The organism is Sinorhizobium mexicanum, assembly GCF_013488225.1.
GTDB lineage: Bacteria > Pseudomonadota > Alphaproteobacteria > Rhizobiales > Rhizobiaceae > Sinorhizobium > Sinorhizobium mexicanum.
In genome coordinates this window covers 4,212,112-4,226,085 of the sequence record NZ_CP041238.1, presented here as the reverse complement: position 1 = coordinate 4,226,085, position 13,974 = coordinate 4,212,112, and the positions used below count along the sequence as shown (strand labels likewise).

At 63.7% G+C, this 13,974-nt stretch carries 12 protein-coding genes; 6 read left to right on the top strand and 6 right to left on the bottom strand.

From position 1 onward, the window contains the following. Positions 1 to 140: 140 nt before the first annotated feature. Positions 141 to 3,599 carry a pyruvate carboxylase gene (pyc, locus tag FKV68_RS19885; protein ID WP_180939473.1) on the top strand — a complete coding sequence of 1,153 codons (3,459 nt, stop codon included), beginning with the start codon at positions 141 to 143 and terminating at the stop codon, positions 3,597 to 3,599. Between the two features lie 227 nt (positions 3,600 to 3,826). Beyond that, a complete protein-coding gene (locus FKV68_RS19880; RefSeq protein ID WP_180939472.1) occupies positions 3,827 to 4,366 on the top strand; it encodes a GrpB family protein in 540 nt (179 codons plus the stop codon). Positions 4,367 to 4,449: 83 nt separating this feature from the next. Here the strand turns inward: FKV68_RS19880 and FKV68_RS19875 are convergent, their stop codons facing one another. From FKV68_RS19875 to FKV68_RS19865, 3 genes are all read right to left on the bottom strand, one after another. After that, positions 4,450 to 5,211, bottom strand: coding sequence for an amino acid ABC transporter ATP-binding protein (locus tag FKV68_RS19875; RefSeq protein WP_180939471.1), 762 nt, complete (start codon positions 5,209 to 5,211; stop codon positions 4,450 to 4,452). After that, positions 5,208 to 5,888 (bottom strand): ABC transporter permease subunit, encoded by a 681-nt coding sequence (locus FKV68_RS19870; protein ID WP_180939470.1) that lies wholly within the window; start codon positions 5,886 to 5,888, stop codon positions 5,208 to 5,210. Before FKV68_RS19870 ends, FKV68_RS19875 begins: the two co-directional genes overlap by 4 nt. Before the next feature lie 108 nt (positions 5,889 to 5,996). Further along, a complete protein-coding gene (locus FKV68_RS19865) occupies positions 5,997 to 6,770 on the bottom strand; it encodes an amino acid ABC transporter substrate-binding protein (RefSeq protein ID WP_180941582.1) in 774 nt (257 codons plus the stop codon). A gap of 274 nt (positions 6,771 to 7,044) precedes the next feature. Between FKV68_RS19865 and FKV68_RS19860 the strand changes: the two genes are divergently transcribed. From FKV68_RS19860 to ispG, 4 genes are all read left to right on the top strand, one after another. Continuing rightward, positions 7,045 to 7,827 carry a DeoR/GlpR family DNA-binding transcription regulator gene (locus FKV68_RS19860; protein ID WP_180939469.1) on the top strand — a complete coding sequence of 261 codons (783 nt, stop codon included), beginning with the start codon at positions 7,045 to 7,047 and terminating at the stop codon, positions 7,825 to 7,827. Continuing rightward, a complete protein-coding gene (locus tag FKV68_RS19855) occupies positions 7,824 to 8,210 on the top strand; it encodes a VOC family protein (RefSeq protein WP_180939468.1) in 387 nt (128 codons plus the stop codon). The genes FKV68_RS19860 and FKV68_RS19855 overlap by 4 nt, the downstream gene beginning before the upstream one ends. 32 nt (positions 8,211 to 8,242) lie before the next feature. After that, positions 8,243 to 9,439: an MFS transporter gene (locus tag FKV68_RS19850; RefSeq protein ID WP_180939467.1), complete on the top strand. Its 1,197-nt coding sequence runs from the start codon at positions 8,243 to 8,245 to the stop codon at positions 9,437 to 9,439. 197 nt (positions 9,440 to 9,636) lie between these two features. After that, complete coding sequence (gene ispG, locus FKV68_RS19845; RefSeq protein WP_180939466.1) at positions 9,637 to 10,890, top strand: flavodoxin-dependent (E)-4-hydroxy-3-methylbut-2-enyl-diphosphate synthase; 1,254 nt, start codon at positions 9,637 to 9,639, stop codon at positions 10,888 to 10,890. Between the two features lie 58 nt (positions 10,891 to 10,948). On the opposite strand, the gene FKV68_RS19840 is transcribed toward ispG, so the two are convergent. The 3 genes from FKV68_RS19840 to FKV68_RS19830 all read right to left on the bottom strand — a co-directional run bounded on the left by FKV68_RS19840 (position 10,949) and on the right by FKV68_RS19830 (position 13,921). Next, a complete protein-coding gene (locus tag FKV68_RS19840) occupies positions 10,949 to 11,590 on the bottom strand; it encodes a LysE family translocator (protein ID WP_180939465.1) in 642 nt (213 codons plus the stop codon). Positions 11,591 to 11,948: 358 nt separating this feature from the next. Then, positions 11,949 to 13,004: a histidinol-phosphate transaminase gene (gene hisC, locus FKV68_RS19835; RefSeq protein WP_180939464.1), complete on the bottom strand. Its 1,056-nt coding sequence runs from the start codon at positions 13,002 to 13,004 to the stop codon at positions 11,949 to 11,951. A 5-nt stretch (positions 13,005 to 13,009) separates the two neighbouring features. Beyond that, a complete protein-coding gene (locus FKV68_RS19830; RefSeq protein ID WP_180939463.1) occupies positions 13,010 to 13,921 on the bottom strand; it encodes a polyprenyl synthetase family protein in 912 nt (303 codons plus the stop codon). Between the last annotated feature and the right edge of the window lie 53 nt (positions 13,922 to 13,974).

The following is a 13,974-nucleotide window of genomic DNA, read 5'->3' as shown; positions in this document are numbered from 1 at the left end:
GGGATGCGGGAGGAAAACCGCACGCGCTTTTCTCATCCTGCGCCATGTCGCATCTGAAATTGCACTTCCTCAAGTGACTCGCTAAAACTTTATTTCGCGGGTGCAGCATTCCCGCGTTTTCAAGTCTTGAGGAGTCCGACTTGCCTATCTCTAAGATCCTTGTTGCCAACCGTTCCGAAATTGCCATCCGCGTGTTCCGCGCGGCCAACGAACTGGGACTTAAAACGGTCGCGATATGGGCTGAGGAGGACAAACTGGCGCTGCACCGGTTCAAGGCGGACGAGAGCTATCAGGTCGGGCGCGGTCCGCACCTTGCCCGCGATCTCGGGCCGATCGAGAGCTATCTGTCGATCGACGAGGTGATTCGCGTCGCCAAGCTTTCCGGCGCCGACGCCATTCATCCGGGTTACGGCCTGCTCTCCGAAAGCCCGGAGTTTGCGGAGGCCTGCGCCGCCAACGGCATCACCTTCATCGGCCCGAAGCCGGAGACGATGCGCCAACTCGGCAACAAGGTGGCGGCGCGCAACCTGGCGATCTCGATCGGCGTACCGGTCGTGCCGGCGACCGAGCCGCTGCCGGATGATCCCGAGGAGATCAAGCGGCTGGCCGCGGAGATCGGCTATCCGGTGATGCTGAAGGCGTCCTGGGGCGGCGGCGGCCGCGGCATGCGGGCGATCCGTGAGCCCAAGGACCTGATCCGCGAGGTGACCGAGGCCAAGCGCGAGGCGAAGGCCGCCTTCGGCAAGGACGAGGTCTATCTGGAAAAGCTGGTCGAGCGCGCCCGCCATGTCGAAAGCCAGATCCTTGGCGATACCCACGGCAATGTCGTTCACCTCTTCGAGCGCGACTGCTCGATCCAGCGGCGCAACCAGAAGGTCGTCGAGCGCGCACCGGCACCGTATCTCACCGCAGCCCAGCGCGAGGAGCTTGCCGCCTATTCGAAGCGGATCGCCGAGGCGGCCAGCTATATCGGCGCCGGCACGGTCGAGTATCTGATGGATGCCGATACCGGCAAGTTCTACTTCATCGAGGTCAATCCGCGCATCCAGGTCGAGCACACGGTGACCGAGGTCGTCACCGGCATCGACATCGTCAAGGCGCAGATCCACATCCTCGACGGCTATGCCATCGGCACGCCGGAATCAGGCGTGCCCTCGCAGGAAAACATCCGGCTGAACGGCCATGCGCTGCAGTGCCGCATCACGACGGAAGATCCCGAGCAGAACTTCATTCCGGACTACGGCCGCATCACCGCCTACCGCGGCGCCACCGGCTTCGGTATCCGTCTCGACGGCGGCACGGCCTATTCCGGGGCGGTGATCACCCGCTACTACGATCCGCTCTTGGAAAAGGTGACGGCTTGGGCGCCGAACCCGGACGAGGCGATCCACCGCATGATCCGGGCGCTCCGCGAATTCCGCATCCGCGGCGTGGCGACCAACCTCACCTTCCTGGAAGCGATCATCAGCCATCCGAGCTTCCACGACAACAGCTACACCACCCGCTTCATCGACACGACGCCGGAACTGTTCCAGCAGGTCAAGCGCCAGGACCGCGCGACCAAGCTCTTGACCTATCTTGCCGACGTCACGGTCAACGGCCATCCGGAGGCCAAGGGCCGGCCGAAGCCCAATGATGACATCGCCGCCCCTGTGGTGCCGTTCATCAATGGCGAGGCGAAGCCGGGCACGAAGCAACTGCTCGACCAGCTCGGACCGAAGAAGTTCGCCGAATGGGTGAAGGCGCAGCCTCAGGTGCTCCTGACCGATACGACGATGCGCGACGGCCACCAGTCGCTGCTCGCCACCCGCATGCGCACCTATGATATCGCCCGCATCGCCGGTACCTATGCCCGGGCGCTGCCGAACCTCTTCTCGCTCGAATGCTGGGGCGGCGCGACTTTCGATGTGTCGATGCGCTTCCTCACGGAGGACCCGTGGGAGCGGCTGGCAATGGTGCGCGAGGGCGCGCCGAACCTGCTCCTGCAGATGCTTCTGCGCGGCGCCAACGGCGTCGGCTACAAGAACTATCCCGACAATGTCGTCAAATACTTCGTCGCCCAGGCCGCGAAGGGCGGCATTGACGTCTTCCGCGTCTTCGACTGCCTGAACTGGGTGGAGAACATGCGCGTCGCAATGGACGCGGTGGCCGCAGAGAACAAGGTCTGCGAGGCAGCGATCTGCTATACCGGCGACATCCTGAATTCCGCCCGGCCGAAGTATGACCTGAAATACTACACGGCGCTTGCCGCCGAATTGGAGAAGGCCGGCGCCCACATCATCGCCGTCAAGGACATGGCGGGTCTTCTGAAGCCGGCAGCCGCCCGCGTGCTGTTCAAGGCGTTGAAGGAAGCGACCGATCTGCCGATCCACTTCCACACGCACGACACATCGGGCATTGCTGCCGCGACCGTGCTTGCCGCGGTCGAATCCGGCGTCGATATCATCGATGCGGCGATGGATGCGCTCTCCGGCAACACCTCGCAGCCTTGCCTCGGCTCGATCGTAGAGGCACTGTCCGGCTCCGAGCGCGACCCGGGCCTCAATCCGGAATGGATCCGCCGCATCTCCTTCTATTGGGAGGCGGTGCGCCACCAGTACGCGGCCTTCGAAAGCGACCTCAAGGGGCCGGCTTCGGAAGTCTATCTGCACGAAATGCCGGGCGGGCAGTTCACCAACTTGAAGGAGCAGGCCCGCTCGCTCGGGCTCGAGACCCGCTGGCACGAGGTGGCGCAGGCCTATGCCGACGCCAACCAGATGTTCGGCGACATCGTCAAGGTGACGCCGTCCTCCAAGGTGGTCGGCGACATGGCGCTGATGATGGTCTCCCAGGACCTGACGGTGGCCGACGTCGAGAATCCGGCGAAAGACATTGCCTTCCCGGAATCGGTCGTCTCGATGCTCAAGGGCGATCTCGGCCAGCCCCCGGGCGGTTGGCCGGAGGCGCTTCAGAAGAAGGCGCTGAAGGGCGAAGAGCCCTACACATCCGTGCCGGGCTCGCTGCTGCCGCCTGCCGATCTCGGCGCGGAGCGAAAAAGCATCGAGGAGAAGCTCGGTCGCGAGGTCACCGACTTCGAATTCGCCTCGTATCTGATGTATCCGAAGGTCTTCACCGACTACGCGCTCGCCGCCGAGACCTACGGCCCAGTCAGCGTGCTGCCGACCCCGGCCTATTTTTACGGCATGGCGCCGGGCGAGGAGCTCTTCGCCGACATCGAGAAGGGCAAGACGCTGGTCATCCTCAACCAGGCCCAGGGCGAGATCGACGAGAAGGGCATGGTCAAGATGTTCTTCGAACTGAATGGCCAGCCGCGCTCGATCAAGGTGCCGGACCGCAACCGCGGCGCTTCCGCGGCCATCCGCCGCAAGGCCGAGGCCGGCAATGCCGCCCATCTCGGCGCGCCGATGCCGGGCGTCATCTCGACTGTTGCGGTCCACCCCGGCCAGCCGGTCAAGGCCGGCGACGTGTTGCTCTCGATCGAGGCGATGAAGATGGAGACGGCGCTTCACGCCGAAAAGGACGGTGTGATCGCCGAAGTGCTGGTCAGAGCCGGTGACCAGATCGACGCCAAGGATTTGTTGGTCGTGTTTGGGGCGTAATGCTGCCGGACCTTCAGGTGTGGACGGTCGGAGCAATCCGGCGCTCGACCTAATGCCGAAACGAGCCGCCCGCGATAGGCTGTCGCGAGCGGCTTTCTGTGGCAGAATTATTTCCTGCTGAGTCTGCCGGATTTCGATAGACGTAATAGGCGCGCCTTGCGACGTTCGGAAAAGTTGCGCGCGCAAACATCGCTGTAACGAGAAGTTCGCCACAGGACGAATGACGCGTGGCCACATTTGTTGAAATCGTGCCTTATGATGAAGCCTGGCCGAATTGCTTCCTAGAGGTCGCGGAAACGATAAGGCGCTTGCTGGGAGCCGGCATTGTCGCCGTGGATCATGTGGGCAGCACCGCAATTCCGGGTCTATCCGCCAAGCCTGTTATCGACGTGGATGTCACCCTGCGAAGCCTATCGAATATCCCTTCAGCGGGCGCCGTCTTGGTCGCCGCCGGATATGAGCCTCGCGGCAATCGTTACGACGATGATGTTTGGGCCTTCACGAACCGGCGAAGTGTTCCGAAACAACGCGTCTACCTGTGTCCACCGGCGAATGAGACGCACGAACGTCGCCTCGTTTTTCGAGACTACTTGCTCGCCCATAAGGAAATGGCGGCCGCCTATGGCTTGCTGAAGCAGGATCTTGCCGAGAAGTTTGCCTATGACGGCGATAGCTATACCGCAGCAAAAAGCCGGTTCATCGACGATGTGATCGAACTCGCTCGCAAAGAACTCCGCGACCGAACTCGCGACGAACACGCGAACTAACACCGACAATCGTGGTTAGAGGGCAAAACAGTCCAGCCCGTTATCCATCGTCCCCACGATTGCGCTGAGGCTTGCCGCGTCGGTCAGATATCATAGCTCATCGGCGCGCTGAGCGAGGCGATGAACTTCTTCGTGCGCTCGCGCTCGGGCGTCGAAAAGATCTTCCTCGGCGGACCGCTTTCGACGATGACGCCGCCGTCGAGGAAAATCACGTGATCGGCGACGCGCGAGGCGAGGCGAAGGTCGTGAGTCGCCATGATCATCGTCGTCCCCTCGCGGGCAAGACGGCTCAGGACCTCGACCACCTCCTCGGCGAGCTCCGGGTCAAGCGCGGAGGTCGGCTCGTCGCAGAGGAGAACACGCGGTGAGGGGGCGAGCGCACGGGCGATCGCGACGCGCTGCTGCTGGCCTCCGGAAAGCGTCGAGGGCCAGGCATCCGCCTTGTGCGCCATGCCGACCTTCTCCAGGAGCTCGAGCGCACGGGCGCGGGCGCGGTCGGCCGGCCATCTGAGGACGGTCACAAGGCCTTCCATCACGTTGCCGAGCGCGGTCTGGTGCGGAAAGAGCTGAAAATTCTGGAACACCATGCCAGTTTGCCGGCGCAGCTTTTGGATCGCCCTCCAGCCGACCGTGCGGTGAGGATCGAACTCCAGCCGTTCGTCGCCAAGCCGGATCGCGCCGTGTGTCGGGATCTCCAGCAGGTTCACGCATCTGAGCAGCGTGCTTTTGCCGCCGCCGGACGGGCCGACCAGCGCCGTTACCGAGCCTTCGGCCATCGTCACGCTGATTCCCTTGAGCACCAAATTGGTGCCGAAGCGCTTTTCGATATCGGTGAGTTCGATCATGCGCGCGCCTCCAGGAAGCCGCCATAGCGGGCGAAGCGGTGCTCGAGCCTGACCTGCAGGGCCGACAGTACGGAGCTCATGGCAAGGTAGATCAGCGCCGCCTCGATATAAAGGATCAGGGGTTCATAAGTGGTCGCGACGATCCGCTGCGCCGTCTGAAAGAGCTCGGGCACGGTAATGGCTGCGGCGAGCGAAGTGTCCTTCACCAGCGAGATGAAGGTGTTCGAGAGGGGCGGGATTGCAACCCGGGTCGCCTGCGGCAGGATCGTCCGGCGCATCACTTGGCTCCAGCTCATCCCAATCGAATAGGCTGCTTCCCATTGGCCGCGCGGCACGGAGGAGATCGTGGCGCGGATGATTTCGGATGTGTAGGCGCCGATGTTGAGCGTGAAGCCGATCAACGCGGCGGGGAATGCATCGAGCAATATGTTCATGCTCGGCAGCCCATAGAAAATGACGAAGAGCTGGACGAGAAGCGGCGTTCCGCGGATCACCCAGACATAGAATCGCGCCACGGCGACGAAGGGAGCCGGCGCGAAAAGACGGACGAGCGCGGTGACAAGTCCCAGCAAAAGACCGAGCACGAAGGAAAGCAGGGTCAGCGGGACCGTGAAGATCAGCCCGGCCCAGAGCAGGGTCGGCAGCGATTCCGCCATCAGGTGAAGCCATTGGGGCAAGGGGAAGCCTTTCAAAAAGCGCGATCCGCTCCGGGGGCCGGAACGGATCGCGATTCATAACCGAGAAAGGCCGATGGAAAAACCCGATCGGCCCGCGCTTTCACAAGCTTACTTCGAGACGTCGGCGCCGAAATATTTCTGCGAGATCTTGTCGTAGGTGCCGTCGGCCTTGATTTCGGCGAGCGCCTTGTTGATTGCGGCCAGAAGGTCCGGCTCGTTCTTGCGGATGATGATGCCGGAATAATCGGCGTCGGCCTGTTCGGCGGCGATCTTCACGTTCGCGTCCGGCTTCTGCTTCTTGAAGTCGAGAAAGGACAGGCTGTCGTTGATCGTCGCGTCGGCGCGGCCGGTCAGCACGAGCTGGATCGACTGGTCGAAACCGTCGGTGCCGACGAGCTCGGCGCCCGAGGCCTGAGCGAGCTTGCCGAAGTTGCTGGTCAGCGACTGGGCGGATTTCTTGCCCTTGAGATCGGCGAAGCCCTTGATCTCCTCGTTGTCGCCCTTGACGATCAGCACGGCCTTGGAGGCGATATAGGGCTCGGAGAAATCATACTTCTTCTTGCGCTCTTCGGTGATGCCGACCTGGTTGATGACCGTGTCGTAGCGGTTGGCGTCGAGGCCGGCGATCAGCCCGTCCCACTTGCCTTCGAGGAATTCAGCCTTGACGCCAAGGCGCTTCGCGACCTCCTGGCCGATTTCGACGTCGAAGCCGACCAGCGCGCCGCCGGCATCGTGATAGGTGAAGGGGGCATAGGTGCCCTCTGTGCCGATCTTCAGAACACCGGCAGACTTGATCTGATCGAGGTTCGATTCCGCATGGGCGGGAGCGAAGGCGGCGATTTGCAGAAGGGCGGCAGCGAAAAGCGTCGGAAGGAACTTCATTGTCTTGTTTTCCATCTTTTTGTTCTCCGGCCCGTCGTCCGGATTGCGGTGAGATTCGCATAAAAGCAGACGCATCTGAGCGCATAAAACACCAATTCATCCGGCTTTCGATGAAGATTTTTCCCCAAACTGGCGCGAAATCTCAGCGAAAACACTCCGTTGGTCAATGTGTTGGGTCAGTCGAAGTTCCACGCGCGGGAGCAATTGAATTCTCCGCGAAAGGCTGCTATTCACGGTTCAACCGATTAATGCACGTTTATGCACGATTTGAAATATGGCGACGGACCTGCTGCTGCGCGAAAGAAAATCCCTGATCCAGGAGCGGCTGAAAGCTGACGGCCGTGTGCTGGCCGCCGACCTCGCGCGCGAATTCGGAGTCTCGGAAGACACGATCCGTCGTGACCTGCGCGAGATGGCCGCGGCTGGCCTGTGCGAGCGCGTCTATGGCGGAGCCTTGCCGCTCGCGCCGATGGCCGGCTCGCTCAGCCAGCGCGCCACTCTCGCGCCGGAGCGCAAGGCGGCGCTTGCCCGGGCCGCCGTCGGATTCATCCGGCCGGGCATGACGGTGTTCCTCGACGCGGGTTCGGCCAATCTGGCGATCGCAGAGGCGCTCGAGCCGGACCTCCCGGTAACAGTCGTCACCAACACGCCGCTCATTGCGGCCGCCCTGATGGAGAAGGCGGGTGTGGAGCTCATCCTTATCGGCGGCCCGCTCTATCGCGCGGTGGGGGCAGCCGTCGGCGCCCGCGCGCAGCGCGACGCCGAGCTTCTCCGGCCCGACCTCTGCGTTCTCGGTGCTTGCGGTGCCGACGCGGAAGCGGGACTGACAGCATTCCATTTCGAGGATGCGGCGTTCAAGCGTCTCATCGCCTCGCGGAGCCGCTCGGTTCTCGCCGCGATAACGAGCGACAAGCTCGGAACCGCTGCGCCACACGCGGTCATCGGCATCGAGGCGGTGACGGCGCTGGTTCTGGAGGCCGACGCGCCCGAAGCCGCGATCGTCGCCCTCGGCGCGCGCGGCGCTGACGTCGTTCTGGCACAGGAGCCGGCTCGATGAACGTCGCGCATTTCGCTCTCTGGACGAAGGACATTGACCGGATCGCCGCCTTCTGGGCCGAATTCTTCGGCGCCGACGCTGGCGAAATCTATGAAAGCCGACGTCGCCCCGGTTTCCGCTCGCGTTTTCTGACGCTTGAGAGCGGGCCTTCGATCGAGGTAATGGAAGGGCCGTGGCTTGCTCCCCATGACGAGGCGATAGTGGAACGCGCCGGCTACGCGCATCTCGCCCTTTCGCTAGGCAGTGGCGAGGCCGTGGACGACATGGCGGATCGGGCCGACCGCAAGGGAGTGCTCGTCTCCAGGGCCCGATGGACGGGTGACGGCTTCTACGAAGCCGTGATCCGTGATCCCGACGGCAATCTCATCGAAATCACCATTTGAGCCGGACGGTTCCGGCTGCGGGAAGGTTATCCATGGATCAGCGCACGCAAACTGCCTCCGAAGGCCTCGTTCGGCAGGGTTACATGTCGAAGAACCGGCTTGCGGTATCGCTGCTGTTCCTGATGAACGGCTTCGTCACAGGCAGCTGGGCGCCGAAGATTCCGGAATTCAAGGACCGGCTCGGGATCGGCGAGAGCGTGCTCGGCCTGCTGATCCTGGTATTCGGCATCGGCTCGCTGGTGCTGATGCCGATTGCCGGTGGGTTCATCGCCCGCGCCGGCTCGCAGAAGGTCGTCAAGGTCACGGCAATCATTCTGTCGCCGCTGCTCCTCGTCCTGACGCTGGCCCCGAATGTCTGGACAGCGGCGATCGGCATGTTCCTGCTCGGCGGGTTCGTCGGCGCCATGGACGTGGCGATGAATGCCAACGCGGTCGAGGTCGAAAAGTCGATGCGCCGCGCGATCATGTCCTCCTGCCACGCCTATTGGAGTCTCGGCGGGTTGATCGGCGCTGGCATCGGCGGCTTCCTGATGGCGCGCGTCGGCGTCCTGCCGCACGTGCTTGTGGTCACGGTGCTTAGCCTTGTGTTTCTTGCCGTCGCCTGGCCGATGATCCTTGCCGACCGGCCTCATTCGGCGGCGAACAAGGAGAAACTGCGCCTGCCGCTCACGCCCCTGCCTTGGCTGATCGGCATCATGGCCCTGTTCTCGATGGTGCCGGAAGGTGCGGTGCTCGACTGGGGCGCGCTTTATCTCAGGAACGAACTCGGCGCCTCGGTCGAGCTCTCGGGCTTCGGCTTTGCCGCCTTCTCGGCGACCATGGCAACCATGCGCTTTGCCGGCGACCACGTGCGCGATCTCCTCGGCGCGAAGCGGACCTTGCGCCTCTGCACGGTCACCGCGCTCGTCGGCATGGTCTTCGCCGGGCTTGCGCCCAACGCGGTCGTTGCGATCCTCGGTTTTGCGCTGGCCGGGATCGGCATCTCCAACATGGTGCCGATCGCCTTCTCGGCCGCCGGCAACATGCCGGGGCTGCAGCCGGGCATCGGGCTCGCGGTCGCGACCACGATGGGCTATTCCGGCATGCTCTTCGCACCGTCGCTGATCGGCTTCATCGCGGAGCACAGCGGCTTCGCTATCATCTTTACCTGTATCCCCGTGCTCTTCATTGTCGTGCTCCTGCTCTCGCATCACGCCGTTCATGCAGATCACGGCAGGGAGCATTCGTAATCCGCACAGGGCGATTGGCTTCCGGCGCTTGGATCGGGGATGGTTTTGGGCCGAGCCGACAGCAGCCCTGCCATCAATTCGCCGTCAGCGCGTGATGTTGCCGTTGACAAGCACGCTTTCCTCCGCCACCTGAAAGGCGAAAGCTCGGCGCGGCCGGCATGCCGCTCGGGCGAAACGGGACCCAAGAAGAGGCCTTCATGACTTCTCCCTTCGATTTCGAGCCACAGCCGCGCCGTGCCTCCGTCGCCGTCGATGTCGGCGGCGTGATCGTCGGTGGCGGCGCGCCGGTCGTCGTCCAGTCGATGACGAACACGGATACGGCCGATGTCGATGCGACTGTCGCCCAGGTGGCGGCGCTCCATAAAGCGGGCTCCGAACTGGTACGCATCACTGTCGATCGCGACGAAAGTGCTGCCGCGGTGCCGAAGATCCGCGAGCGGCTCTTGCGCCTCGGCATCGACGTGCCGCTTGTCGGCGACTTCCACTATATCGGCCACAAGCTCCTGGCCGATCACCCGGCCTGTGCCGAAGCGCTGGCGAAATATCGCATCAACCCGGGCAATGTCGGCTTCAAGGACAAGAAGGACAAGCAGTTCGCCGAGATCATCGAGATGGCGATGCGCTACGACAAACCGGTGCGCATCGGCGTCAACTGGGGGTCGCTCGATCAGGAACTCTTGACCCGGCTGATGGACGAGAACCAGGCCAAGGGCTCGCCGCTGACGGCACAGCAGGTCACGCGTGAAACGATCGTCCAGTCGGCCCTTCTCTCGGCGGAGCTGGCCGAGGAGCTCGGCCTGGCGCGCAACCGCATCATCCTTTCTGCCAAGGTTTCCGGCGTGCAGGACCTGATCGCCGTCTATGCGATGCTTGCGGCCCGTTCCGACCATGCGTTGCATCTCGGGCTTACCGAAGCCGGCATGGGAACGAAGGGCATCGTCGCTTCCTCCGCCTCGCTCGGCATCCTGATGCAGCAGGGCATCGGCGATACGATCCGTATTTCGCTGACCCCGGAGCCCGGCGGCGACCGCACGCGCGAGGTGCAGGTGGCGCAGGAACTGCTGCAGGTCATGGGCTTCCGCCAGTTCATTCCCGTGGTCGCCGCCTGTCCGGGCTGCGGCCGCACGACGTCCACGGTCTTCCAGGAGCTTGCCCAGAAGATCCAGGAGGACATCCGCGCAAGCATGCCGGTCTGGCGCGAGAAATATCCGGGCGTCGAGGCCCTGAAGGTCGCCGTCATGGGCTGCATCGTCAACGGCCCGGGCGAAAGCAAGCATGCTGACATCGGCATTTCGCTGCCCGGCACCGGCGAGACGCCGGCGGCACCCGTCTTCATTGATGGCCAGAAGGCGATGACGTTGCGTGGACCGAAGATCGCCGAAGAATTCCAGCTTCTCGTCGCCGACTATATCGAGAAGCGTTACGGCCGCGGTCAGGCGGCGGCGGAATAGTCCCAGAGCGGGACAGGAAAAGTGTGAGGCGGTTTTCCGCCCGCGTCCCGCGTTTTAATCAGAGTCGCGCCGTCAGCAGCTTCAAACCGGCGAAAGCGAAGAAGCCCGCCATCAGACTCTCGATCACGCGCCGCGATTTGAGATAGGCACGGTGGACCGGCGAGAGCGAGAACACGATCGCGAAGCCACAGAAGCTGACGAGGCCGATCAGCATACATCCCCCGATGAAGGCGGCAGTAACGGTGACCGGCGCCCCCGCCGGCATGCCGAGCGAAACCAGCATGATCCAGGCAAAGATCGCCTTGGGATTGGTCAGGTGGATACCGAGCCCCTTGAGATAGAGCTTCTTCAACGACATCTGCAGCGGAACACGAAGCGCTGCCCGTGACGCCTCGCCGCGCATCGCGGCCCGGAGGGCGTTGTAGGCAAGCCAGAAGAGATAGCAGGCACCGGCGATCTTCAGGAAGATGATCGCCTGTCCGTAGGTCCGGATGAGCGCCGAGAGGCCAGAGGCCGTCAGCATCGCCCATGTATAGCTGCCGCTCAGCACGCCGAAGGCGAGCGCAAGGCCCGCTTTTCGCCCCTGGTTGACCGACGTCGCAATGATCGCCAGAACCGCCGGCCCGGGCGATACGACGGCGATGATATAGGCCGTCCAGGCGACGAGAAGTTGCGGCAGATAGGGCGTGAGGTCGAGCATGGGCGGCGTCCGTCGATGATTGCGAACGCGACAGTAGCCGAGGCTTCCGGCGGTGCCAATGGGAGGCAGTGTGCGGGTCTCAATCGCTTTGCCTACCGCTCGGGCTGCGGGCGGGAAAATATGGGTGCTGTGCCACTGGCTCCCCCTCATCCGGCCTGCCGGCCACCTTCTCCCCTCAGGCGGGGCGAAGGGACTCGCGGCGCCCCCTCACCCGCTCTCGCCAACAGGCGCGTAAACGGGGTATGCCGCGACCAAATCCCCTCTCCCCGCATGCGGGGAGAGGGTTAGTCCTCGGGTTAAACCCGAGGAGAGGGGCAAAACGAGCCGTTCGCCTGCCGGCGGCGTCCCGGTCCCACTCTCACAGAATCTCGTCGAGCGCCGCAACCAGCCTTGCGCATTCCTCGTCGGTGCCGATGGTGATGCGCAGGAAATCCGAGATCCGCGGCTTGGCGAAGTGGCGAACGATGACCGCACGTTCGCGCAGCTTCGCCGCCAGCGTCTGCCCGCCATGGCCCGGATGGCGGGCGAAGACGAAGTTTGCCTGGGAGGGCAGAACCTCGAAGCCGCGGTTTTTGAGTTCGCCCGTCAATTTCTCCCGCGAGGCGATGATCTTGCCGCGGGTTTGCTCGAACCAGGCCTCGTCCTTGATCGCGGCGATGGCGCCCGCCTGGGCGGTGCGCCCCAACGGGTAGGAATTGAAGCTGTCCTTGACGCGCTCCAAAGCCTCGATCAGCGGCCGCTGGCCGATCGCGAAGCCGACCCGCAATCCGGCAAGCGCCCTCGACTTCGAAAAGGTCTGCACGACGAGCAGGTTTTCGTATTTCGGAACCAGAGTGGTGGCGGAGTCGCCGCCGAAATCGACATAGGCCTCGTCGATCACCACCGGCTGGTCGGGATGCTCGGCCACCAGCGCCTCGATCGCCGCAAGCGGCAGGCCGATTCCGGTCGGGGCATTCGGATTGGGAAGAATGATCGCGCCAGCTGGACGACGGTAGTCGGCGATGTCGATGCCGAAGGCGGCATCGAGCGGCACTTCAACCACGTCGATACCGAAAAGACCCGCATAGGTCGGATAGAAGCTGTAGGAGATATCCGGATAGAGCAGCGGTTGGTCATGCTTCAGCAGCCCTGCGAAGGCATGCGCCAGCACCTCGTCCGAGCCATTGCCTACGAAGACTTCCTCCGGTTCTAGGCCATATCGCGCGGCGATCGCTTTCCGGAGGTCGAGCGCGAGCGGATCCGGATAGAGCCTGAGATCGGCGCTTGCCGCAGCCCGGATCGACTCGATCACCTTGTCCGAAGGCGCGTAAGGGCTCTCGTTGGTGTTGAGCTTGACGAGGTTCGCCATGCGCGGCTGCTCACCCGGGACATAGGGTTTCAGCGCGGAGACGATCGGCGACCAGTATTTGCTCACGGGCACTAGCTCCTGCGGTTGGCGATGAAGCGGGCGGTTTCGACGAGGATGGCCGAGCGGGCGCCATAGGGCTGAAGCAGATTTTCCGCCTGCGCCACCAGTTCCTCCAGTTCACGCTCGGCCCAGGCCTGGCCGTGAAGCGCCACGAGGGTGCCCTTGCCGCGCGCGGCGTCCTTGCCGGTGGCCTTGCCCATCGCCTCGGCATCCGCCGTCAGGTCGAGCAGATCGTCGGCGAGCTGGAAGGCGAGTCCGATCTTTTCGCCGAAGGCGCGCAGCCGCCGCCGATCCTCGTCGGAGGCGTCGGCGATGACTGCGCCCGCCTCGCAGGCGAAACGAATGAGTGCCCCGGTCTTCATCGCCTGCAGCGTGACAATGCCAGCTTCGCCGGGTGCCCTCTTCTCGGCGGCGAGGTCAAGCGCCTGCCCGCCGGCCATGCCGCCGTGTCCGGAGGCACGCGCGAGTGCCAAGATCAGCGCCGTCTTCTGCCGGTCGGGCAGTGGCGTTTCCGGTGCGGCGATGATGTCGAAGGCGAAGGTCAGCAGGCTGTCACCGGCGAGAATCGCGGTCGCCTCGTCGAAGGCGATGTGGACGGTCGGCTGCCCGCGTCTCATATCGTCATCGTCCATCGCCGGTAGGTCGTCGTGGACGAGCGAGTAGCAATGCACGCATTCGAGCGCGGCGCCGACCCTGAGCGCCGCATCGGCGTCGCCTTCGAGAAGCGCGGTGCATTCGCTCACGAGAAACGGGCGCAGGCGTTTTCCGCCATTGAGGACGCCATGGCGCATCGCGGCGAGCAGGTTCGCTGGCCGCGCGATTTCATCTGCGCCGACGGCTGGCCCCAGAAGGGCAGAAAGCAGTTCTTCCACTGCAAAAGCATTGGCCTTCAGGTGTGCGGAAAAGGATGGCGTCTCTTTCATGCAGCGCTCTTTGGCATGCGGGGGAGAGGCTTTCAACGGGCATTCGCGTCGCA